Source organism: Mycolicibacterium arcueilense, from assembly GCF_058536225.1.
Window position 1 is genome coordinate 55,181 of record NZ_JBZTYL010000005.1, and the last position, 22,443, is coordinate 77,623.

24 protein-coding genes are annotated in these 22,443 nt (G+C 66.2%); 14 read left to right on the top strand and 10 right to left on the bottom strand.

Going from position 1 to position 22,443, the window contains the following annotated elements:
• Nucleotides 1-12 precede the first annotated feature (12 nt).
• The 11 genes from AC4LGL_RS01200 to AC4LGL_RS01250 all read left to right on the top strand — a co-directional run bounded on the left by AC4LGL_RS01200 (nucleotide 13) and on the right by AC4LGL_RS01250 (nucleotide 11,559).
• Nucleotides 13-930 carry a 3-oxoacyl-ACP reductase gene (locus tag AC4LGL_RS01200; protein WP_491837255.1) on the top strand — a complete coding sequence of 306 codons (918 nt, stop codon included), beginning with the start codon at nucleotides 13-15 and terminating at the stop codon, nucleotides 928-930.
• A gap of 272 nt (nucleotides 931-1,202) precedes the next feature.
• Nucleotides 1,203-1,967, top strand: a complete 765-nt coding sequence (locus tag AC4LGL_RS01205) for an MlaE family ABC transporter permease (RefSeq protein ID WP_064884622.1) — start codon at nucleotides 1,203-1,205, stop codon at nucleotides 1,965-1,967.
• Complete coding sequence (locus AC4LGL_RS01210; RefSeq protein WP_064884624.1) at nucleotides 1,964-2,806, top strand: ABC transporter permease; 843 nt, start codon at nucleotides 1,964-1,966, stop codon at nucleotides 2,804-2,806. The genes AC4LGL_RS01205 and AC4LGL_RS01210 overlap by 4 nt, the downstream gene beginning before the upstream one ends.
• A gap of 6 nt (nucleotides 2,807-2,812) precedes the next feature.
• Nucleotides 2,813-4,015, top strand: a complete 1,203-nt coding sequence (locus tag AC4LGL_RS01215) for an MCE family protein (protein WP_491837256.1) — start codon at nucleotides 2,813-2,815, stop codon at nucleotides 4,013-4,015.
• Nucleotides 4,015-5,064, top strand: a complete 1,050-nt coding sequence (locus AC4LGL_RS01220) for an MCE family protein (RefSeq protein WP_491837257.1) — start codon at nucleotides 4,015-4,017, stop codon at nucleotides 5,062-5,064. The genes AC4LGL_RS01215 and AC4LGL_RS01220 overlap by 1 nt, the downstream gene beginning before the upstream one ends.
• A complete protein-coding gene (locus AC4LGL_RS01225) occupies nucleotides 5,057-6,115 on the top strand; it encodes a virulence factor Mce family protein (RefSeq protein ID WP_491837258.1) in 1,059 nt (352 codons plus the stop codon). The genes AC4LGL_RS01220 and AC4LGL_RS01225 overlap by 8 nt, the downstream gene beginning before the upstream one ends.
• On the top strand, nucleotides 6,112-7,494 hold the full coding sequence (locus AC4LGL_RS01230; RefSeq protein ID WP_491837259.1) for an MCE family protein: 1,383 nt from the start codon (nucleotides 6,112-6,114) through the stop codon (nucleotides 7,492-7,494). The genes AC4LGL_RS01225 and AC4LGL_RS01230 overlap by 4 nt, the downstream gene beginning before the upstream one ends.
• On the top strand, nucleotides 7,491-8,687 hold the full coding sequence (locus AC4LGL_RS01235; protein WP_491837260.1) for an MCE family protein: 1,197 nt from the start codon (nucleotides 7,491-7,493) through the stop codon (nucleotides 8,685-8,687). The genes AC4LGL_RS01230 and AC4LGL_RS01235 overlap by 4 nt, the downstream gene beginning before the upstream one ends.
• Nucleotides 8,688-10,376 (top strand): MCE family protein, encoded by a 1,689-nt coding sequence (locus tag AC4LGL_RS01240; RefSeq protein ID WP_491837261.1) that lies wholly within the window; start codon nucleotides 8,688-8,690, stop codon nucleotides 10,374-10,376.
• Entirely contained in the window at nucleotides 10,376-11,074 is a 699-nt protein-coding gene (locus AC4LGL_RS01245) for an Rv1363c family protein (RefSeq protein ID WP_491837262.1), read from the top strand. Before AC4LGL_RS01240 ends, AC4LGL_RS01245 begins: the two co-directional genes overlap by 1 nt.
• Complete coding sequence (locus AC4LGL_RS01250; protein WP_491837263.1) at nucleotides 11,074-11,559, top strand: mammalian cell entry protein; 486 nt, start codon at nucleotides 11,074-11,076, stop codon at nucleotides 11,557-11,559. The genes AC4LGL_RS01245 and AC4LGL_RS01250 overlap by 1 nt, the downstream gene beginning before the upstream one ends.
• Here the strand turns inward: AC4LGL_RS01250 and AC4LGL_RS01255 are convergent.
• The 5 genes from AC4LGL_RS01255 to AC4LGL_RS01275 form a co-directional block, all read right to left on the bottom strand.
• On the bottom strand, nucleotides 11,546-12,997 hold the full coding sequence (locus AC4LGL_RS01255; RefSeq protein ID WP_491837264.1) for an alpha,alpha-trehalose-phosphate synthase (UDP-forming): 1,452 nt from the start codon (nucleotides 12,995-12,997) through the stop codon (nucleotides 11,546-11,548). The genes AC4LGL_RS01250 and AC4LGL_RS01255 overlap by 14 nt on opposite strands.
• Entirely contained in the window at nucleotides 12,997-13,161 is a 165-nt protein-coding gene (locus tag AC4LGL_RS01260; protein ID WP_110777506.1) for a hypothetical protein, read from the bottom strand. Before AC4LGL_RS01260 ends, AC4LGL_RS01255 begins: the two co-directional genes overlap by 1 nt.
• A gap of 45 nt (nucleotides 13,162-13,206) precedes the next feature.
• Nucleotides 13,207-13,596, bottom strand: coding sequence for an intersectin-EH binding protein Ibp1 (locus tag AC4LGL_RS01265; RefSeq protein ID WP_491837551.1), 390 nt, complete (start codon nucleotides 13,594-13,596; stop codon nucleotides 13,207-13,209).
• A 106-nt stretch (nucleotides 13,597-13,702) separates the two neighbouring features.
• Complete coding sequence (locus AC4LGL_RS01270; protein ID WP_491837265.1) at nucleotides 13,703-14,035, bottom strand: hypothetical protein; 333 nt, start codon at nucleotides 14,033-14,035, stop codon at nucleotides 13,703-13,705.
• 56 nt (nucleotides 14,036-14,091) lie between these two features.
• Nucleotides 14,092-14,475: an intersectin-EH binding protein Ibp1 gene (locus AC4LGL_RS01275; protein WP_491837266.1), complete on the bottom strand. Its 384-nt coding sequence runs from the start codon at nucleotides 14,473-14,475 to the stop codon at nucleotides 14,092-14,094.
• Nucleotides 14,476-14,743: 268 nt separating this feature from the next.
• Here AC4LGL_RS01275 and AC4LGL_RS01280 point away from each other — a divergent pair, with 268 nt between their 5' ends.
• Nucleotides 14,744-15,652, top strand: a complete 909-nt coding sequence (locus AC4LGL_RS01280; RefSeq protein WP_491837267.1) for an enoyl-CoA hydratase — start codon at nucleotides 14,744-14,746, stop codon at nucleotides 15,650-15,652.
• Nucleotides 15,653-15,663: 11 nt separating this feature from the next.
• A complete protein-coding gene (locus AC4LGL_RS01285) occupies nucleotides 15,664-16,506 on the top strand; it encodes an SDR family oxidoreductase (RefSeq protein WP_491837552.1) in 843 nt (280 codons plus the stop codon).
• A gap of 4 nt (nucleotides 16,507-16,510) precedes the next feature.
• On the opposite strand, the gene AC4LGL_RS01290 is transcribed toward AC4LGL_RS01285, so the two are convergent.
• Entirely contained in the window at nucleotides 16,511-17,398 is an 888-nt protein-coding gene (locus AC4LGL_RS01290) for an NAD(P)-dependent oxidoreductase (RefSeq protein ID WP_491837268.1), read from the bottom strand.
• 41 nt (nucleotides 17,399-17,439) lie between these two features.
• Here AC4LGL_RS01290 and AC4LGL_RS01295 point away from each other — a divergent pair, with 41 nt between their 5' ends.
• The gene (locus AC4LGL_RS01295; RefSeq protein ID WP_491837269.1) at nucleotides 17,440-17,874 is read left to right on the top strand and encodes a YdeI/OmpD-associated family protein; all 435 of its coding nucleotides are present in this window, start codon (nucleotides 17,440-17,442) and stop codon (nucleotides 17,872-17,874) included.
• Here AC4LGL_RS01295 and AC4LGL_RS01300 read toward each other — a convergent pair.
• From AC4LGL_RS01300 to AC4LGL_RS01315, 4 genes are read right to left on the bottom strand one after another with little or no spacing between them, the layout of a single operon-like run.
• Entirely contained in the window at nucleotides 17,852-18,367 is a 516-nt protein-coding gene (locus AC4LGL_RS01300; RefSeq protein ID WP_491837270.1) for a (2Fe-2S)-binding protein, read from the bottom strand. The genes AC4LGL_RS01295 and AC4LGL_RS01300 overlap by 23 nt on opposite strands.
• A complete protein-coding gene (locus tag AC4LGL_RS01305; RefSeq protein ID WP_491837271.1) occupies nucleotides 18,360-19,244 on the bottom strand; it encodes an FAD binding domain-containing protein in 885 nt (294 codons plus the stop codon). The genes AC4LGL_RS01300 and AC4LGL_RS01305 overlap by 8 nt, the downstream gene beginning before the upstream one ends.
• A complete protein-coding gene (locus AC4LGL_RS01310) occupies nucleotides 19,241-19,945 on the bottom strand; it encodes an SRPBCC family protein (RefSeq protein WP_491837272.1) in 705 nt (234 codons plus the stop codon). The genes AC4LGL_RS01305 and AC4LGL_RS01310 overlap by 4 nt, the downstream gene beginning before the upstream one ends.
• A gap of 2 nt (nucleotides 19,946-19,947) precedes the next feature.
• Nucleotides 19,948-22,317, bottom strand: coding sequence for a xanthine dehydrogenase family protein molybdopterin-binding subunit (locus AC4LGL_RS01315; RefSeq protein ID WP_491837273.1), 2,370 nt, complete (start codon nucleotides 22,315-22,317; stop codon nucleotides 19,948-19,950).
• Nucleotides 22,318-22,443: the final 126 nt, after the last annotated feature.

The following is a 22,443-nucleotide window of genomic DNA, read 5'->3' on the forward strand; positions in this document are numbered from 1 at the left end:
GTATTCATAAATATGACTGACGACGCTCAGATCGACCTGTCCGGAAAAGTGGCTGTGGTGACCGGTGCGGCCGCGGGCCTGGGCCGCGCCGAAGCCATCGGTCTGGCCAAGGCCGGAGCCACCGTGGTGGTCAACGACATGGCCGGCGCGCTCGACGCCTCTGACGTTCTCGACGAGATCGCCGCTGCCGGCTCCAAGGGCGTCGCCGTGGCCGGGGACATCAGTGCGCGCTCGACCGCGGACGAGCTGGTCGCCACTGCCGACGGTCTGGGTGGACTGGACATCGTCGTCAACAACGCGGGCATCACCCGCGACCGGATCCTGTTCAACATGAGCGACGAGGAGTGGGACGCGGTCATCGCCGTGCACCTGCGTGGCCACTTCCTGCTGACCCGCAATGCCGCCGTCTACTGGCGCAACAAGGCCAAGGCGGGGGATGGCACGGTCTATGGCCGGATCATCAACACCTCGTCGGAGGCCGGACTGTCGGGTCCGGTCGGCCAGCCCAACTACGGTGCCGCCAAGGCGGGCATCACGGCGCTCACGGTGTCCGCCGCCCGGGCCTTGGAACGCTTCGGCGTGCGGGCCAACGCGATCGCGCCGCGGGCCCGCACCGCCATGACCGCAGGTGTCTTCGGCGACGCGCCCGACGGGGCCGAAGGACAGATCGACCCGCTGTCGACCGACCATGTCGTCACACTTGTGCGTTTCCTGGCCGCTCCGGCGTCCGAAGCTGTGAACGCTCAGCTGTTCATCGTCTATGGTCCAACTGTCACGTTGGTCGCGCCGCCCACCGCCGAGAAGCACTTCACTGCAGACTCCGACGCCTGGAACCCGGCAGACCTCAGCGGGACACTGCAGGATTACTTTGCTGATCGTGACCGGACGCGTGGATTCTCGGCCACCGAACTGATGGCCTCACGAGACTGACGGTCTCGTTCAGGGCGGTTCAACGGGACTGGAACAAGTTCTAGTTGCTAGTCCATCTAACGTGTCCTGAACTGGGAAAACCGCTGTTGAAGCTAATATTTTGAATTCTTTGACAGTGCGAACATGTTCTAGTTAATATGATCCGGCTCACTAAGAGCGCACTAAGACCAAGGGGTGGGAGGGCAGCCACGACATGTGGCCGTCAGTTTTTCGCTAACGCGAGTTTCCGCAAAATTTTCCCCCATCCGAGTACCCCGAGAACGGAGCCCAGGTTGATCGAACAGCTTGCGGTTCCGGCCCGGGCCGTGGGCGGCTTCGTCGAGATGTCCTTGGACACCTTCGCCAAGATGTTCCGTCGACCGTTCCAGTTCAAAGAGTTCCTGGATCAAACCTGGATGATCGCCCGGGTGTCGCTCGTGCCGACCCTGCTGGTCGCCATCCCGTTCACGGTTCTGGTCGCGTTCACGCTCAACATCCTCCTCCGCGAGATCGGCGCCGCCGACCTGTCCGGCGCCGGCACCGCCTTCGGCACCATCACCCAGCTCGGCCCCGTCGTGACCGTGCTGGTGGTGGCAGGCGCCGGTGCCACGGCGATCTGCGCAGACCTCGGCGCCCGCACCATCCGCGAGGAGATCGACGCGATGCGGGTGCTGGGCATCGACCCGATCCAACGCCTGGTGGTGCCCCGTGTGCTCGCGTCGATGTTCGTCGCGCTGCTGCTCAACGGTCTGGTGTGTGCGATCGGCATCGCCGGCGGCTACGCCTTCTCGGTATTTCTCCAGGGGGTGAACCCCGGAGCTTTCATCAACGGCCTGACCGTGCTGACCGGGCTCGGCGAGCTCGTGCTGGCCGAGATCAAGGCACTGCTGTTCGGCGTGGTGGCCGGCCTGGTCGGCTGCTACCGCGGGTTGACCGTCAAAGGAGGCCCGAAGGGTGTCGGTAACGCAGTGAACGAAACGGTGGTCTACGCCTTCATCTGCCTGTTCGTGATCAACGTGATCATGACCGCTATCGGGGTTCGGGTGCTTGTCCGATGAGTTATGACGCCACCCTCCGCTTCCGGCGGCTGTTCCGGGGCGTGCCCAAGACCGTCGACAATATCGGCGAACAGGCACTGTTCTACGGCGAGACGATGCGGTACCTGCCCAACGCGGTCAACCGCTACCGCAAGGAGACCATCCGGCTGGTAGCCGAGATGACCATGGGCGCAGGCGCGTTGGTGATGATCGGTGGCACCGTCGGTGTCGCGGCCTTCCTCACCCTGGCCTCCGGTGGCGTCATCGCGGTTCAGGGCTACTCGTCGCTGGGCAACATCGGCATCGAGGCCCTGACCGGCTTCCTCTCGGCGTTCCTGAACGTGCGCATCGTGGCACCGGTGATCGCCGGCATCGCCCTGGCGGCCACGATCGGCGCAGGCGCCACCGCCCAGCTCGGCGCGATGCGGGTGGCCGAGGAGATCGACGCCGTCGAAGCGATGGCGGTCCACGCGGTGTCCTATCTGGTCTCCACCCGGTTGCTGGCCGGGCTGATCGCGATCGTTCCGCTGTACTCGCTGTCGGTACTCGCCGCATTCTTCGCAGCTCGGTTCACCACCGTGTTCATCAACGGGCAGTCGGCCGGCCTGTACGACCACTACTTCAACACCTTCCTGATACCCAGCGACCTGCTGTGGTCCTTCCTCCAGGCGATCGTGATGGCCATCGCGGTGATGCTGGTGCACACCTATTACGGCTACAACGCCTCCGGCGGGCCGGTCGGCGTGGGTATCGCGGTCGGTCAGGCCGTGCGCACCTCCCTGATCGTGGTCGTCACCATCACCCTGTTCATCTCCCTGGCCGTCTACGGCGCGTCCGGCAACTTCAACCTCTCCGGGTAGGCGGCGATGTCAGACGCAACCTCCAAGCACCGCAGGCATGTGAGGATCGCGGCCGCGATCCTGGCGGCGATCGTGGCCGCCGCGGTGGTGTTCACCTACCTGTCCTACACAGCGGCGTTCACGCCTACCGACACCGTCAGCCTGACCGCGCCGCGGGCGGGCCTGGTGATGGAGCGCGACGCCAAGGTGAAGTACCGCGGCATCCAGATCGGCAAGGTCTCCGAGATCGCGTACGCCGGTCACGAGGCCAAGCTGACGCTGTCCATCAAGCGCGGCGAGATGCGCTATATCCCGTCCAACGCCACCGTGCGGATCGCCGGCAACACGATCTTCGGCGCCAAGTCGGTGGAGTTTCTCGCACCGGATCAGCCGGAGGGCTCGCTTCGGCCGGGCAGCACGGTGGCTGCCAAGGACGTGCAGCTGGAGGTCAACACCCTTTTCCAGACACTGTCGGATGTGCTCAACAAGATTGACCCGGTCAGCCTGAACGCCACACTGTCAGCGCTCGGTGAGGGCCTGCGCGGCCACGGCGACGACGCGGGTGCGGCCTTGTCGGGCTTGAATTCCTACCTGCAGCAACTGAACCCGAAGTTGCCGACGCTGCAGGAGGACTTTGCGAAGGCCGCGGTGGTCGCCAACATCTACGGCGACGCCGGCCCCGACCTGGCGCGGATTATCGACAACGTGCCCGCGCTGAACAAGACGATCGTGGATGAGAAGACCAACCTCAACGCCACGCTGCTGTCGGCGACCGGGCTGGCCAACAACGGCACCGCGACCCTGCAGCCGGCCGCTGACGACTACATCGCCGCCATCCAGCGGCTGCGGGCCCCGCTGAAGGTCCTCGGCGACTACTCGCCGGAGTTCGGCTGTTTTCTGCAAGGCAGTTCCATAGCGGTCGACCGGTTCGCCCCGATCATCGGCGGTATCCGGCCCGGTCTCTTCGTCAACTCCAACTTCCTGCCTGGGTCTCCGGGGTACACCTATCCGGAGAGCCTGCCGATGGTGAACGCCTCCGGCGGGCCGAACTGCCGTGGTCTTCCCGACGTGCCGACCAAGCAGTACGGCGGAACCTGGTATCACTCCCCCTTCCTGGTCACCGACAACGCGTATGTCCCGTACCAGCCGAACACCGAGGTGCAGTTCGACGCGCCCGCGACGCTGCAGTTCCTGTTCAACGGTGCGTTCGCAGAAAGGGACCGATTCTGATGGCGTCCGGCGCGGGTACTGATCGGACCATGCTCAAGGTCGGCATCTTCACTGTGGCGATGCTGTTGGTGGCGGCCATGCTGGTGGTGGTCTTCGGCGAGTTCCGCTTCGCCTCCGCCCACAGCTACCACGCCACGTTCAGCGAGGCGTCGCGACTGAAGGCCGGGCAGGACGTCCGCATCGCCGGGGTTCCGGTGGGCAAGGTCCACGACGTGAAGCTGAACGCCGACAACACCGTTGACGTCGCGTTCGACGTCAACAAGCGGTATCAGCTCTACACCTCGAGCCAGGCCAAGGTGCGCTACCTGAACCTCGTCGGTGATCGTTTCCTGGAGATCACCTCCGGCCCAGGGGAACTACGCAAGCTGGCGCCCGGCGGGACCATCCCCGCGCAGAACACCCAGCCGGCCCTGGACCTCGACGCGCTGCTGGGCGGATTGCGGCCCGTGCTCAAGGGTCTGGACGGCGCGAAGGTCAACGAGATCTCCAACGCGGTGATCGAGATGCTTCAGGGCCAGGGCGGCGCGTTGGCCAACATGCTGACCAGCACGAGCGCCTTCACCCAGAACCTGGCCGCCCGCGATCAGCTCATCGGCGACGTCATCACCAACCTCAACACCGTGCTGAGCACGGTGGACGAGAAGGGCTCGCAGTTCGACACCAGCGTCGATGAGTTGCAGAAGCTGATCACCGGTCTGTCCGAGGGGCGCGATCCGATCGCCGGTGCGATCGCACCCCTGGCCTCGGCCGAGAACGATCTGACCGACATGCTGGAGAAGTCCCGCCGCCCATTGCAGGGGGTCATCGAGAATGCCCGGCCGCTGGCGCAGCGCATGGACGAGCGGAAGGGCGACATCAACAAGGTCATCGAGCCGCTGGCCGAGAACTACCTGCGGCTCAACGCACTCGGTGCCTACGGCTCGTTCTTCAACATCTTCTACTGCTCGGTTCGGTTGAAGGTCAACGGACCGGCGGGCAGCGACATCCTGATTCCGTTCGGCGGTCCGCCGGACCCATCCAAGGGGAGGTGTGCGCCGACCAATGGCTAGTTCGCGCGAGTCGAATCCCGTGCGCACCGGGATCCTCGGCATCTTTGTGGTGGCATGCCTGGTGCTGGTGTCATTCGGTTACACCGGCCTGCCCTTCTTCCCGCAGGGCAAGCAGTTCGAGGCCTACTTCAGCGATGCCGGTGGGATCTCTCCGGGCAACGACGTCAACATCTCGGGCATCACGGTCGGCAAGGTCACCGACATCGCCCTGGCCGGCGACTCGGCCAAGGTCAAATTCACCGTGGACCGCAACATCAAAGTCGGCGATCAGTCGCTGGTGGCGATCAAGACCGATACGGTGCTCGGCCAGAAGTCGCTTGCGGTGACCCCGAAGGGCGTCGGCACGTCGACGGTTATTCCCCTGGGACGCACCACGACTCCGTACACGCTGAACACTGCGCTGCAGGACCTCGGGCAGAACGTCAGCGAGTTGGACAAGCCGAAGTTCGAGCAGGCGCTGCAGACACTGACCGACACGTTGCGCGACGCCACCCCGCAGCTGCGCGGTGCCCTGGACGGCGTCACGAACCTGTCCCGCACCATCAACAAGCGGGATGAGGCCCTCGAGGGGCTGTTGACCCACGCCAAGCGGGTATCGGATCTCCTGGCCAACCGCGCCGGGCAGGTCAACCAGCTGCTGACCGACGGCAACCAGTTGTTCGCCGCGCTCGACGAGCGCCGGCAGGCGCTGAGCAACCTGATCGCCGGTATCGACGATGTGTCCAAGCAACTTTCGGGATTCGTCGCCGACAACCGCAAGGAGTTCAAGCCGGCACTGGAGAAGCTCAATCTGGTGATGGACAACCTGCTCGAGCGCAAAGAGCACATCAGTGAGGCGCTCAAGCGGTTGCCGGGATATGCCACCGCGCTCGGCGAGGTGGTGGGCTCGGGTCCGGGCTTCCAGATCAACCTGTACGGGCTGCCGCCGGCCGGTATGGCCGAGGTACTGCTGGACACCTACTTCCAGCCGGGCAAACTGCCCGACAGCCTGTCCGATATGTTGCGCGGCTACATTTCTGAGCGAGTGATCGTTAGGCCGAAATCGCCATGACCCAAGACAATTCGGTATCCGGCCGCAACCGGTGGTTGCGTATTGCGCTGGCTACAGTGCTGCTGGCGGTGCTCGCCGTCGGTGTGTACCAGGTGTGGCCGTCACGCACCGGCCCCAAGCTCACCGCGTACTTCACCAACGCCGTCGGGTTGTACCCCGGGGACGAGGTGCGGATCGTCGGCGTGCCGGTGGGCACGATCGACTCCATCGAACCGCGGCCCTCGGATGTCAAGATCGAGATGACCCTGGACCGCGGCGTCAAGGTCCCCGCCGATGCCAAGGCGCTGATCCTCTCGCCGAACCTGGTGTCGGCCAGGTTCATTCAGCTGACCCCCGCCTACACGGAGGGCGACGTGATCGCCGACGGTGCGTCGATCGGACTCGACCGCACCGGAGTGCCCGTCGAATGGGACGAGGTCAAGGAGCAACTCACCCAGCTCAGCTCGCAACTCGGACCGCAGGCCAACTCGGTGCAGGGCCCGATCGCAGCGTTCGTCGACCAGGCCGCGACCACGTTCGACGGCAACGGTGACTCGTTCCGCAATGCACTGCGCGAGCTCTCCCAAACTGCAGGCCGGCTGGGTGATTCGCGGACCGACCTGTTCGGCACGGTGAAGAATCTGCAGATCCTGGTCGACGCGCTGTCCAACAGCAACGAACAGATCGTGCAGTTCACCAATCACGTGGCGTCGGTGTCGCAGGTGCTGGCGGACAGCGCCAGTGGCCTCGACGAGACACTGGGCACGCTCAATCAGGCCCTCGGTGACGTCCGCGGTTTCCTGAACGAGAACAACGATGCGTTGATCGCCCAGGTGGGCAAGCTGGCCGACTTCACCCAGATTCTCACCGACCACAGTGACGACATCGAACAGATCCTGCACGTCACGCCCAACGGCCTGGCGAACTTCTACAACATCTACAACCCGGCGCAGGGCACCGTTGGTGGGCTCCTGACCCTGCCGAACTTCGCCAACCCCGTGCAGTTCCTGTGCGGCGGCAACTTCGACACCGGCACCAGCCCGGACAACTACAAGCGTGCCGAGATCTGCCGGCAGCGAATGGGGCCGGTGCTGCGCCGCATCACGATGAACTACCCGCCGATGATGTTCCATCCGGTCAACAGCATCACCGCCTACAAGGGCCAGATCCAGTACGACACCCCGGCGACAGAGGAGAAGGCGCAGACTCCGGTGCCGTACCTGCAGTGGCAGAACGCTCCTGGTGTCACCCCGCCGCAGATCCCGCCGGACGCGACGCTGAGCTCGTTGATCCTGCCGCCGGATGCACCCGCGCCGGCAGCCGGAACCGGAGTCGGGCCCGCACCTGCGCCCGCGCCGGGACCCGTGGCCGCACCCGCTGAGGCTGGTGCCGGCGGATGATGAGGGGTAAAGCATTGAGGGGTAAGGCATCCCGGATCGGCAGTCGCGCCCTGGCGATCGGCAGTGGCGCCATGCTGCTGGCCGGCTGCCAGTTCGGTGGCCTCAACTCGCTGAACATGCCCGGTACCGCCGGGCACGGGTCCGGTTCCTACACCGTCACCGTGCAGTTGCCCGACGTGGCGACCCTGCCGCAGAACTCGCCGGTGATGGTCGACGACGTCACCGTCGGCAGCGTGTCGGGTGTGGATGCGGTCCAGCGCTCGGACGGCACCTTCTATGCGGCGCTGCAACTGTCGCTGAATGGTGACGTGAAGCTCCCGGCGAATGCCGTTGCGCGCGTTGCCCAGACATCGCTACTCGGCTCGCAGCACATCGAGTTGTCCGAACCTGTCGATCAACCGGCCGAGGGGCGCCTGGGCCAGGGTTCCAACATCTCGCTGTCCCAGACCGACCGTTATCCGACCACCGAGGAAGTGCTCTCCTCGCTGGGCATGGTGGTCAACAAGGGCAATCTCGGTGCGCTGCAAGACATCACCGATGAGGCCTACGCGGCCGTCGCCGGACGGGCCGGCAACTTCGCCGATCTGATTCCGCGGCTGGCGGAGCTGACCGCGTCATTGGACCGGCAGACCAACGACATCATCGCGGCCGCGGACGGGCTCAACCGGTTCGCGTCGATCCTGGCCCGCAGCCAGGACAGCCTGGGCCGCACGCTCGATACCCTGCCCGGCGCGCTCAAGGTGCTCAACGACAACCGGTCCAACATCGTCGACGCGTTCACCGCGCTGCGGAGCTTCGCCCAGGTCGGCTCGCGGATCCTGTCGCAGACCAAGGACGATTTTGCGGCCGATCTCAAGGATCTCTATCCGGTGATCAAGGCGCTCAACGACAACGCCGACGACTTCATCAAGGACCTGGAGTTCCTGCCGACCTTCCCGTTCCACTACAAGTATCTGCGCCAGGCGGTGCGAGGCGACTACCTGAACGTGTACGTCACCTTCGACCTGACCCTGCGGCGGTTCGGTGAGTCGATCTTCACCACCGGAGCTTTCGACCCGAACATGCAGCACCTCAGCGAGGTGATCAATCCGCCAGACTTCCTGACCGGGGCGATGGCCAACCTGTCCGGCCAGGCGGCCGATCCGTTCAAGGTCCCGTCCGGAACTGCGACCCAGCACGAGGAGAAGCCGTAGATGATCGACCGGCTCACCCGTATGCAGCTGATGATCTTCGGGGTCGTCACCATCCTTACCGTGGGTGCCATCTCGCTGTTCTATCTGCACCTGCCCGCTGCGGTGGGTATCGGCACCTATCACGTCAACGCCAACTTCCTGGCCGGTGGCGGGATCTACCAGAACGCAAACGTCACCTACCGTGGCGTCACGGTCGGTCGGGTGGATTCCGTAGGCCTGGCGCCCGACGGCGTGGTCGCCAAGATGCAGCTCAACAGCAACACGGCGATACCCGACAATGTCATTGCCACGGTCAAGAGTGTGTCGGCCGTCGGCGAGCAGTACATCGACCTGATCCCGCCGGAGTCACCGTCGACCAACAAACTGCGCAACGGCGCCACCATCGAGCAGGACAACACCCGGGTCGGCCAGGACATCGCCGGGATGCTGCACGAAGCTGACACCCTGGTCAGCAGCATCGGCAACAGCCGGCTGCAGGATCTACTGCGTGAGACGTTCAAGGCGTTCAACGGGTCGGGACCCGAACTCGCCCGGTTGATCCAATCCTCCCGCCTGCTGATCGACGAGGCCAACGCCAACTACGGCCAGACCACTCAGCTGATCGACCAGGCCGGGCCGTTCCTGGAAGCCCAGATGCGCAGTGGCGACAACATCCGCTTGCTGGCCGACGGGCTCGCCCGGTTCACCGGTGAGGTGAACAAGGCCGATCCGCAGCTGCGCGCCACCCTCAAGACCGTTCCGGGCACCACCGAGGCCGCCAACACCGCGTTCAGCGGTATCCGGCCGACGTTTCCGGTGCTGGCGGCCAACCTCGCGAACTTCGGCCGCATCGGGGTGATCTACAGCAAGTCGATCGAACAGGCGCTGGTGATCTTCCCAGCCCTGATGGCGGCGCTGAATACCGTGGCCGGCGGGGCACCTGCCGACGAGGGCGCCAAGCTGGACTTCAAGATCGACCTGCAGGACCCACCGCCGTGCAACACGGGCTTCATCCCGGCGACCCAGATCCGGTCACCGGCCGACGAGACGCTGCGCGAACTTCCGCCCGATCTGTACTGCAAGACCGCGCAGAACGACCCGGCGGTGGTGCGCGGTGCGCGCAACTACCCGTGCATGGAGTTCCCCGGGAAGCGGGCACCCACCATTCAGCTGTGCCGCGATCCCAAGGGCTATGTGCCGCTGGGCAGCAACCCGTGGCGCGGCCCGCCGGTGCCCTACGGGACACCGATCGAGGACGGGCGGAACATTCTGCCGCCCAACAAGTTCCCGAACATCCCGCCGCAGGTCGACCCGGATCCGGGGCCGCCCGCGGTGCAACTGCCGCCCGGTGTCCAGCCCGGCCCCGGCCCCGCGCCGCACGCGCCGTTCCCGCTGCCGGTGCCGCCGAACCAGCCGGGCACACCGCCGCCGCCGTGGCCGTACTTCGCGCCGCCGGACCAGATCGTGCCGCCGTACGGCCGGACGCCTCCCGGGGCTCCGGAAGCCCCGGCTCCGGCGCCCGCTCCGGATGCACCGTTACCGGCCGAGGCACCACCTCTGGCCAGCGCACCGATGACGGGCACCTACGATCAGCACAGTGGGGTCTTCGCCGACGCCGACGGAGGCACCGGCGTTTACGCAGCCGGCGCCGACAAACTGGCACCAGCGGAGACCTGGGTAGACCTGATGTTGGATCCAAGGCAGGCTTGATGATCGAAGAAACCGCCTCGAATACGAGGCCGGTCCGTAGGCGCGCGTCCAGGGCGGCCGGCCCCACCGGGGCCGGGACGGTAGGCGAGGTGACCCAGACCGTGCTGTCGGTGGAGCCCTCCACCAAAGCGGCGGCCAGGGCACCCCAGCCGACACCGCTCAAGGCGCCGCCCCGGCGGCGCGCCCACCGCACCCTGGTGGCACTGGTGGCAGCCCTGACCCTGGGCCTCGGGACCGCTGCGTTGGGTGCGCTGGCCTACGTCATGCGCGATCAGCAGCATGCGGTGGACACCCTGCAGGCCCGCGACGAGAGCTTCGTCGACACCGGCAAGCAGACCGTGATCAACATGTTCAGCTATACCCAGGACACGATCGACGAAAGCGTCAACCGCTTCATCGACGGCACCAGCGGCCCACTGCGCGACATGATGAGCCAGGGCAACAACGCCGACAACCTCAAGGCGTTGTTCCGCGATACCAACGCCAGCTCCGAGGCTGTGATCAACGGCGCGGCGCTGGAGAAGGTCGACGAGATCGCCCGGAATGCGTCGGTACTGGTGGCGGTGCGCGTCACGGTTACCGACGTGGATGGCGTCAATTCACCGACCCGTCCGTACCGGCTGCGGGTGATCGTGCACGAGGACGACAACGGGCACATGACCGGATACGACCTCAAGTACCCCGACGGCGGAAACTGATGCGCTCTAAACTCACTGCCCTGCTGATCGGCCTGTTGACGGTGGCGTTCGTCGGGTTGGCCGCCGTAGGTGGCTCGCTGTACTGGAACCGCGTGGCGCAGCGAGGCCAGGAGACCGCCAGGGCCGAACTGCCTGCGCTGGCCGCCGAACAGATCCCGAAGGTGTTCGGTTACGACTATCAGACCGTCGAGCGCAGCCTGATGGAGACGTACCCGCTGCTCGCTCCCGACTTCCGGCAGCAGTTCGAGAAGGACGCCACCGCCAAGGTGATCCCCGAGGCACGCAAACGTCAGCTGGTGGTTCAGATCAGCGTCGTCGGCATCGGTGTGATGACAGCGCAGCGTGATTCGGGGTCCGTGATGGTGTACATGAACCGCACCGTGACCGACCAGTCCCGCCAACCGCTCTATGACGGCAGCCGCCTGAAGGTCGACTACCGAAAGATCGGCGGGGCCTGGCTGATCAACGCGATCAACCCGATCTAGATTGGGCCAACGCGTCTAGGAAGGCACGGGCCCAACGGTCCACATCATGCGCCAGCACCTGGCGGCGCAGCGCCCGCATGCGGCGCCTGCCCTCCTCGGGGCTCTGATCCAGCGCGGCCTCGATGGCATCCTTGACGCCTTCGAGATCGTGCGGGTTGGTCAGATAGGCCTGACGCAACTCGGCCGCCGCCCCGGTGAACTCCGACAGCACCAACGCGCCGCCGAGGTCACTGCGGCAGGCCACGTACTCCTTGGCCACCAGATTCATGCCGTCGCGGAGCGGGGTGACCAGCATGACGTCGGCTGCGACGAAGAACGCGATGAGCTCATCGCGCGGCACCGGCCGGTGCAGGTAATGCACCAGCGGATGCCCGACCTCACCGTATTCACCGTTGATGTGGCCGACCTGGCGCTCGATGTCCTCACGCATCGCGATGTAGCTCTCGACCCGCTCGCGGCTCGGTGTGGCCAGCTGGACGAGAACGGTGTCGTCGCGTTTGATCCGGTCCTCTTCGAGCAGTTCGGTGAAGGCGCGCAGCCGGACGTCGATGCCCTTGGTGTAGTCGAGCCGGTCGACACCGAGCAGGATCTTGCGCGGATTGCCGAGCTCTGCGCGGATCTGCCGGGCGCGTTGGCGCACCGACCGGTTGCGGGCCTTGGCGTCCAGATCGGCCGAATCTATCGAGATCGGGAAGGCGCCGACCTTGACCGTGCGGAACCCGTAGGAGATCTCGCCGAAGCGTGAGCGGACGCCGATCGATGCGCGTGAGGTGTTGGCGCCGACCAGGCGGCGGGCGAGGACCAGGAAGTTCTGTGCGCCTCCGGCCAGGTGGAATCCGACCAGATCGGCTCCGAGCAGGCCTTCGACGATCTCGGTGCGCCACGGCATCTGCATGAACAGTTCCACGGGCGGGAATGGGATGTGGAGGAAGAAGCCGATGGTGAGGTCGGGTCGCAGCATTCGCAGCATCTTGGGGACGAGCTGCAGCTGATAATCCTGGATCCAGACCGTTGCACCCTGGGCCGCGGCGCGGGCCGTGGCCTCGGCGAAACGGCGGTTCACGTCGACGTAGCTGTCCCACCACTTGCGGTGGTACACGGGTTTGACGATGAGGTCGTGGTAGAGCGGCCACAGGGTGGCGTTCGAGAACCCCTCGTAGTAATCCGCGACATCCTGCGCGGAGAGCTCCACCGGGTAGAGCTGCAGGTCCTCCTCGACAATCGGCTCCTCGCCGCTGTCGGGGACACCCGCCCAGCCGATCCACGCGCCACGGCGTTTACGCAGCAGTGGCTCGAGCGCGGTGACAAGGCCGCCGGGGCTGCGCTTCCAGGTCGTGCTGCCATCCGGCAACCGCTCCATGTCGATGGGCAGCCGGTTGGCGACCACGACGAAGTCGGAGTTACCGGAGGCGGCCGGGGGGCCGGCCTCCGGGCTCATTACGCCTCGGTCTTCGAGGGCCCAATGCCGAGCATCGACAGGAACATGCGGCACTCGTCGGCGTCGGTGGCGTAGGTCGCTACGACGCGGCGAGCCTGGCTGGCGGTGCTGTCGGCGAGGGGTTCGACGTCGTCGATGTCGGCGGTATCAGTTTTCGCAGGCATGACATAACTGTAGGCGACCCGGAGAGCCCGGGTCGCCGCATGTCATCAGCCGATGGAACCGTGCACGGTCGGGCTGCTGCCGACGGTCGACTCCGGCACCGGCTGCGGCCCCTGGGACTGCTGCTCTTCGGCCAGGCCGATGCACTGGCCGGTGTTGGCGCCGGTGCAGGGGATGGAGCCGCCGCCACCGGGCTCGTTCACGGCGGGCAGGTTGGGGTTGCCCGCGATGCTGCTGAAGTTGCCGGGGGAGTTCGGCACGGTGTGCGGGACGCACATGTTGGTGTAGAGGTCTTCCTCCTCGCCCGTCGGGCAGGCGATCGCCGGGCCGGAAGACACGGGTACGGAGAACGCGGCGATCGCTGGGGCGGCGGCCGCAGCGACTGCAAATCCGCCGGCAAAGATCAGTCGTCGCATCGAGATCGGGAAGGTCGCCATCGTCACGCTTTCTCTAGTTATTCGATTGTTCGTTGCAGGGATTCTAAGGAAGCTGGGAAAGATCTGCATTGCTTCTATGAGGTAGCTGGGGAAACCCTCGGAAGTGCTAGGGGCTGGCGCTGATGGTCGAGCGTGGAATGGGTTGCGGTCCTTCGGCTTCGTCTTCCTCGGCCAGGCCGATGCACTCGCCGGCGTTGTGTCCGGTGCACGGGATGGCGCCGCCTCCGCCGGGCAGGTCTACCGCGGGCATGTCCGGATTGCCGGGGATGCCGCTGAACGGAGAGGGTGAATTCGGCACCAGGAACGGGGTGCAGGTCGTCGTGTAGACGTCCTCTTCTTCGCCGGAGGTGCAGGTTGCTTGTGCGACCGGCGCGCCGAGCCACAGGAGCAGCGCGCAGCCGGCGCCGGACAGTACGGCGGGCACGACAACTGATTTCACCTCAGCAGTCTAGGACTGCTGAGGGTTTACTGTGCGGTGTCTGGAGTCGCGCTGTGTCAGCCGATGGAGCCGTGCACGGTCGGGCTGCTGCCGACCGTCGACTGCGGCACCGGCTGGGGCCCCTCGGACTGCTGCTCTTCGGCCAGGCCGATGCACTCACCGGAGTTCGCGCCGGTGCACGGGATGGCGCCACCCCCATCGGGCATGTTCACGGCGGGCAGGTTCGGGTTGCCTGCGACGCTGCTGAAGTTGCCGGGGGAGTTCGGCACGATGTCGGGCACGCACACGTTGGTGAACGTGTCCTCGGTTTCGCCGTTGGGGCACGAGGCCAGCGACTGGGAGGGTATCGACAGCACCGTGAGGGCAGGAGCCGCGGCGATGGCTGCGGCGATGCCGGCCGCGACGGCGAAACGACGGGCGCTGGACGGGGAGATAGCCATTGTCGTGCTTTCTCTTCAAGGGCGGAATAGGTTTGCTGATTACCCGGCCGCGGTGATCCGACCACGGTGGTCCGTGAAGTCGTCTTGTGGTGGATATTTTACGCGTTACAAGGGGAAATGGCTGTCAAAGCGATTGTGGCGCGGCCATGTCGGGCCGTCTGCTGTGAAGCTGCTGCGCAGTAGCTGTGGTCCCGGTGTGAGCCGGGTTACGTGATACACGTAATGTGCAGTTCGTAACTTACTTACCTTGACTAAGAGGTGGTCCGCTATGGCCGATTCCGATGAGGCAACCCGTCAGGTCGAATACGAGACACTCGATGACGGGCGCATCGCCAGGATCTGGCTGAACCGTCCGAATGCGCAGAACGCCCAGTCGCGGACCCTGCTGGTGCAACTCGACGAGGCATTCGGCCGGGCCGAGGCTGACGATGCAGTCCGCGTGGTGATCCTGGCCGCGCGTGGCAAGAACTTCTCGGCCGGCCATGACCTCGGTTCCGAGGAGGCGCTGACCGAGCGTGCCCCGGGCCCGGACCAGCATCCGACGTTCCGCTCCCACGGCGCCACCGCCGCCGGCGTCACTGAGCGAACCTACCTGCAGGAATGGCACTTCTACTTCGAGAACACCCGACGCTGGCGCGATCTGCGCAAGATCACCATCGCGCAGGTGCAGGGCAATGCGATCTCGGCTGCCCTGATGCTCATCTGGGCCTGCGACCTGATCGTGGCCGCCGATGACGCCAAGTTCAGCGACGTCGTCGGGGTACGGATGGGGATGCCGGGCGTCGAGTATTACGCCCATCCGTGGGAGTTCGGCGCCCGCAAGGCCAAAGAGTTGCTGCTGACCGGTGATTCGATCGACGCCGATGAGGCGTACCGGCTGGGCATGGTGTCGAAGATCTTCGCTCGCGACGAACTCGAAGACAAGACACTGGAATTCGCCCGGCGCATCGCCGAGCGGCCGACGATGGCGGCCCTGCTGGTCAAGGATTCCGTCAACGCGGCCAGTGATGCGATGGGCTTCACCGAAGCGCTGCGTCATGCGTTCCACATTCACGAACTCGGGCACGCGCACTGGGCGGCGACCAACGAGAATCGCTGGCCGGTGGGTATGCCGCCCGATGTTCCCGACTGGCGGACCTTGGGAGCCCCGAAACCGGCCCGGCGAGATACACCATAGGGATGACGCAAATGGAACTGTCGTTGAAGGATCGCACCTACCTGGTCACCGGTGGCGGGAGCGGAATCGGTAAGGGTGCCGCGGCTGCCATCGTCGCCGCGGGCGGTAACGCGCTGCTGATCGGGCGCAATGCCGACAAGCTGAGTGCGGCTGCCGACGAATTGAACGCAGGACTCGCTGCCGATGGTGGTGAGGTGCGCTATGAGCCCGCCGATGTCACCAACGAGGACGAGGTCCGCCGCGCGGTCGACGTGGCCACCGCCTGGCATGGCCAGTTGCACGGTGTGGTGCACAGCGCCGGCGGGTCGCTCACGATCGGTCCGATCACCCAGATCGACTCCGAGTTGTGGCGCCAGACCGTCGATCTGAACGTCAACGGAACGATGTACCTGATCAAGCACGCGGGTCGGGAAATGGTCCGCGGCGGTGGCGGGTCGTTCGTCGGCATCTCGTCGATCGCATCGACCAACACCCACCGGTGGTTCGGTGCCTACGGTGTGAGTAAGGCGGCGTTCGACCATCTGATCAAGCTGGCCGCCGACGAACTCGGCCCGTCCTCGGTGCGGTTCAACAGCATCCGGCCCGGATTGACCCGCACCGAGATGGTCGGCCCGGTCTTCGAGCTGCCGGCCGCCAGCGAGGACTACAAGGCCTGCACGCCCATGCCGCGATTCGGTGAGGTTGAGGACATCGCCAACCTGGCGGCGTTCCTGCTCAGCGACGCCGCGGGCTGGATCACCGGTCAGTCCATCGGTGTCGACGGTGGGCACAGCCTGCGCCGCGGCCCCGACATCTCGGCGATGCTGGAGCCGCTGTACGGCGCCGACGGCCTGCGCGGGGTCGTCGCCGAGTAGCGAGTCAGGCCGGGGGTTTTCCTCCGGCCTCCCACGCGCTCAGGGCGCCCACTGCGGACCAGTCCAGCTCGCCGCCGCCGGTGGCGAGCAGCGTCAGGAAGCGATCGCGCAGCAAGCTCGCGACGGGCAGGGGCACCTGTAGTTCCTCGCCCGCACTCAGCGCGAGCTTGACGTCCTTGAGGCCGAGGGGGGCGGCGAAACCCGCCGGGCTGAACTCCTCGCGGGCCAGCAACCCGCCGTAGGTGCGGTACACCGGCGCGTCGAACAGCGTCGAGGTAAGCAACTCCAGGTACCGCTGTTTGTCCACGCCGGCCTTGCCCACCAATGCCATTGCCTCACCGAGAGATTCGATCACCGAGGCGATGAGGAAGTTGCCGCTGATCTTCACCAGGTTCGCCGCACGGGGTTCCTCGCCCAGCACGAAAGTGCGCTGACCGATCGCCTCGAAAATCGGCGACACAGTCTCGACAGTGGCCGGGGCTCCCGCGGCCACCACAAACAACTTGGCTGCCGCGGCGGCCTCGGGCCTGCCGAACACCGGGGCGGCGACGAAACCCTGCCCGGTCTCGGCATGGGCCGCGGTGAGACGGTCGGCCAGGGCGACACTGACGGTTGACGACGAGACGTGCACGGCGCCGGCGGACAGGTGGGCAAGAATGCCGTTGTCGCCGAATGTGACTGCCTCCACCGCGGCGTCGTTGGCAAGCATCGTGACGACGGCGTCGCCGTGACACGCATCCGCCACCGATGCCGCGGGCACCGCCCCTTGGGCGACCAGCGCGGTCACCTTCTCGGGCGAGCGGTTGTACACCGTGACCTCGTGTCCGGCCGTGAGCAGGTTCGCGGCCATGGCCGAGCCCATGTTGCCCAGCCCGATGAATCCGATCTTCATGCCTCCACTCTTACCGGTTAGTTTGGGGACCGGGAGGGATGATGAAGTTCTCGACGGAAATGCTCCAGATGGGTAACAACACCGGCATCGAGGTGCCCGCGCACGTCGTGGAGGCGTTGGGGGCGGGGAAGCGCCCAGCGGTGGTCGTTGATGTGAGTGGCTATCGGTACCGCTCGACGATCGCCCCGATGGGCGGCAGGTTCCTGATCCCGTTCAGCGCCGAGCGGCGCGCCGAGTCCGGAATCGCGGGTGGTGACGCCGTCGAGGTGGAGCTGACCGTCGACACCGAACCGCGCACCGTGGAGGTGCCCGATGACCTGCAGACCGCGCTGGCCGGGTCGGCGGATGCCGCCGCCGCGTGGGAGCGTCTGTCCTACAGCAGGCAGAAAGCGCACGTCACGTCGGTGCAGGGCGCCAAGGCCGCTGAGACCAGGGCCCGGCGCATCGCGAAAGTTATTGCTGACCTAGCGGGTTGAGCTTGTCGACGTGTTCCGAGTCCTCGGCGTGGCCGCAAACCCGGTGCACGGCGTTGACGATGCCCTGGTAGCCGGTGCACCGGCAGAAGTTGCCCGAGAGCCCCTCGCGGATCTCCTCATCTGTGGGGTCCGGGTTGTCGCGCAGGAGCGCGGTGATCGACGTGACGAATCCCGGTGTGCAGAAGCCGCACTGGAGGCCGTGGCACTCCTTGAGGGCGGACTGCACCGGAGACAGCTCGCCGTCCGGACCGGCGATACCCTCGACCGTGGTCACGTCCTGGCCGTCCACCTGCACCGCGAACACCAGACACGATCGGACCGCCTGGCCGTCCAACAGGACTGTGCAGGCACCGCAGGCGCCGTGCTCGCAGCCGAGGTGGGTGCCGGTGAGTCCGCAGTTGTCGCGCAGGAAATCGGCGAGGGTCACCCGGGGCTCGACCACCCCCTGGTAATCACGCCCGTTGACCGAAACCGCAACCGGCAGTTCATGCATTGAGGGCCTCCTCGGCGTGGGTGGTTGCCTGGGTCCAGGCTCTGGACACCATGGCCGCGCCGACCCGGGCCCGGTAGGACGCCGAGCCCTGCAGGTCGGAAGGAATGTCGGTGAGTTCGGACATCGCCAGTCGGCCGATCTCGTCAGCACTGATACCGCCGATCGGGGTGCCGATCAAGGCCGCTTCGGCCGGGACGGCCCGCAGCGGTGTGGAGCCGAGTCCGAGTAGACCGATGCCGCAGCGGGTGATCCGGTCGTCCTCGTCGAGGTCGAACCCGACGACCGCGCCGGCTATCGCGAAATCGCCATGGCGACGGGCGAACTCGGCAATTCCGAATCCACTGCGTCCCGATGCCACCGGGAAGCGCACCGCGGTCAGGATCTCGTCGGGGGCCAGTGCGGTCTCCCACAGGCCGGTGAAGAACTCCGCGGCCGGGATCTGGCGGACCCCGCGTGCCGAGGTGGCCTCGATGGTCGCGTCGAGTGCCAGCGCGACCGCCGCGTACTCGGCAGCGGGGTCGGCATGCGCGATCGCGCCGCCCAGGGTGCCGCGGCTGCGGATCTGGAAGTGCCCGATGTGCGGCGTGGCCAGGGTCAGTAGCGGCACCGAGTCGGCGATCTCGTCGTCGAGCCCGACCATGGCGTGCGGGGTGGCCGCGCCGATCCGAACCTCGTTGCCCTGCAATGTGATGTCGTTGAGTTCCGGCACTCGCGAGATGTCGATCAGGTTCTCGAAGTGCGTCAGGCGCATGGCCAGCATGGGGACCAGGCTCTGACCGCCGGCCAGGATCTTGGCGTCTTCGCCGAACTCACCGAGCATGGCCACTGCCTCGGTCACCGTGGCGGGCCGGTGATACGCGAACGGGGCGGGCTTCATGACACCAACCGGAGCAGCGCCGCGTGCAGGTCTTCGGTGCTCAGCCCGGTGCTCTTGCGTTTGTTGCGTCCGGCCCGGCCGACCAGGAACCCCAGCACGCCCGCGGCCGCGACCGCACCGATGGCCGGAGCGAACCGCTTGGCCATCGGCACCGCCATCACCTTGGCCAGTGCCAGCGCGTTGATCGGCGCGGCCTCTTGTGTGGCCTGCCCGGATGTTGCACCGGCGGGACTGGTTTCGTCCGAGGGGGTAGCCCCACCGAGCAGTTCGGCTTCCAGGCTCTTGGCGAACTGGTCGATCAGGCTGCCCGCCACGTCGGCCAGCACGCCGCGGCCGAACTGGGCGGCCTTGCCCGAGATTGCCAGGTCGGTGGTGACCACCACGAGGGTGGAGTCGGCGCCCTCGTCCTTCAGTTGGGCGGTCACGATGGCCGAGGCGGTGCCGTTTCCGCGGGTCTCCTTGCCGTTGGCCTTGAGCACGACCCGTTGGGCCGCCTGGTCCTTCTCCTGGAAGGTGGCATCGCCCTTGTAGGAGACCGTGATCGGGCCGACCTTGACCTTGACCGCACCCGTGAAATCGTCTCCGTCGACGCTCAGCAGGGTGGCCCCGGGCAGACAGGGCGCGACGCGTTCGACGTCGGTCAGCACCTCCCAGGTTTTCGCCGCCGGTACCGCGACCCGGAATTCGTTGTTGAGCTCCACGATCAGTGATCCCTTCCTGATGGTTTCTGCGAGCCGAGTTCCTGTGCCTGCTCGATCGCTTCGACGATGGCTGCCGGGGTGGCGGGCAAGGTGGTCAAGGTGACGCCGAGTGGGGCCAAGGCGTCGTTGACGGCGTTGATCACCGCGGGCGTCGAGCCGATGGCGCCGCCCTCGCCCGCTCCTTTGTAGCCGCCGACGCCGGGGCCGGGGATCTCGACATGGCCGTACTCGATAGTCGGGACCTCGGTGGCGGTGGGCAGCAGATAGTCGACAAAGGTTGAGGACAAGGGGTTTCCGGCGTCGTCATAGGACAACTTCTCCAGCAGCGCGCCGCCGATGCCCTGGACGGTGCCGCCGGCGATCTGGCCCTCGACCACGTTGGGGTTGATCATCGGGCCGACGTCCTCGCTGACGATGTAGCGGGTGAGGGTCACGTGGCCGGTGACGACATCGACCTCGCAGGTGCAGGCGTGGGTGGCGTTCGCCCAGTGGATCGGGGCGGTCGGTGGCGCGGTGTAGCGGGCGGTGGCCTCCAGGTTCGCCGACATGCCCGGCGGCAGCATCTGCGGTTCGTAGTGCGCGCGGTAGGCCAGATCGGCGAAGCTCACGCTCTTTTCGGGATCGTTGCGCGCGACGGCCCTGGACCCGCCGAGCTCGATCTCGGATTCCTCGACCTCAAGCCTGGCGGCAGCCATCGCGACCAGCTGGTTGCGCAGGATGGTGCCGGCCTCGTTGACCGCCCCGGCCGTCATCGGGGCACTGCGGCTACCCTGGGTACCCGCGCCGTACGGCGTCACCGCGGTGTCGCCCTGGATGGTGGCAACGTCGTCGATATCGGCGCCGAGTGCGTCGGCGGTGAGCTGAATGACGGTGGTTTCCAAACTGTTTCCGGTGGACCCGCCGTTGACGTAGACGTTGATCTTGCCCGTCGGCTCCATCCGGATGGTGCAGCCCTCGCTGGCGAGGTGGCCGGTGGCCGCGCCGGTGGGCTCGATGTAGGCGGAGAAGCCCAGGCCGAGGTACCGGCCCTGGGCCAGCGCCTCGGCCTGCTCCTTGCGGAACCCTTCGTGGTCGAGGATCTTGACCGCCTGCTCGAAAGTCTCGATCGGGGCGACGTGGTCATACGGCATGCCGTTGGGGTTGAAATACGGCATCTCGTCACGCCGGAGCAGATTCTTGCGCCGCAGCTCCACGGGATCCATGTCCATCTTGCGCGCGGCGATGTCGAGAAGTATTTCGCGGGTGAGGGTTTCGTACTGCCACGGGCCGCGGTAGGCGTGCAGGCCGGCGGTGTTGGAGAACACCGTCTTGTAGTTGAAGCTGGCCTTGGGCACCCGGTAGGGGCCGGGGAAGAACATGCCGATGGCCGCGGTGGTGAGCACCGGGTAGGGGGTGGGGTAGGAGCCGACGTCCTGGACGAAGTCGATGTCGGCAGCCAGGATGGTGCCGTCGTCATCGAACGCCATCCGCACGTCCCCGTCGACGTGGCGGGACTGACCCGCCGACATCAGGTTCTCGCGGCGGTCCTCGATCCACTTCAGCGCGGCCGGTACGGTCCGCGCGGCCAGCATGATGCACATGTCCTCGCGCATCGGGACGACCTTCTGGCCGAACCCGCCGCCGGTGTCGCGCATGATGACCCGCACATGCTGGGCCGGGATGCCGAGCAGGCGGGCTGCGAAAGCCCGCAGTTCGTGCGGGGTCTGGGTGGAGGCCCAGATGGTCAGCTCACCGGAGGTGGCCGACCATTCGGTGACCATGCCGCGGCACTCGATCGGCACCGGCACGTGCATCTGCTGGTAGATGTGCTCTTGGATGACGTGAGCCGACATGGCGAAAATTTCCTCGTCCGCGGGCATGCCGGCCATGCCGCCGGCATTGTTGTCCGGGAAGGCCTCATGGACGGACACGTCGGAGGTCAGCGCTTGGCGGAAGTCGGCGATCGCGGGCAGTGGTTCGTAGTCGACGTCGACCAGATCCACGGCGTCCTCGGCGATGTAGCGGCTTTCGGCGATGACCAGGGCCACCGGATCGCCGACGAACTTCACCTCACCCTCGGCCAGCGGTGGCCGCGGGGTGTCCGGGACGTCCTTGCCTGCGACGGCGTGCCAGGCCTCTTTGACCTCGGGATTCAGATCCGCGGCGGTGAGCACCGCGTGCACACCGGGCAGGGCCAGGGCCGCGGTGACATCGATGGCGGTGAACTTCGCGTGCGCATAGGGGCTGCGGACGAAGCAGGCGTGCAGCATGCCGGGTCGCGTGATGTCGTCGACATACGTGCCGCGTCCGGTGAGCAGGCGGGTGTCCTCGACCCGTTCGACCCGTCTGCCGGCATAGCGGGTTGCGACGGTCTCCGGTACGGCTGACGCCATAGGATCGCTCCATTCCGTCGGTTACTTCTGCGCGTAAGTAAATGGCCGCCGGAGGGCTCCGAGGCCGTATCAAGAGTGCGATTATCGTACATCGGAAAGCAACGTGTCTGAAGAAGAGAGTGCCAT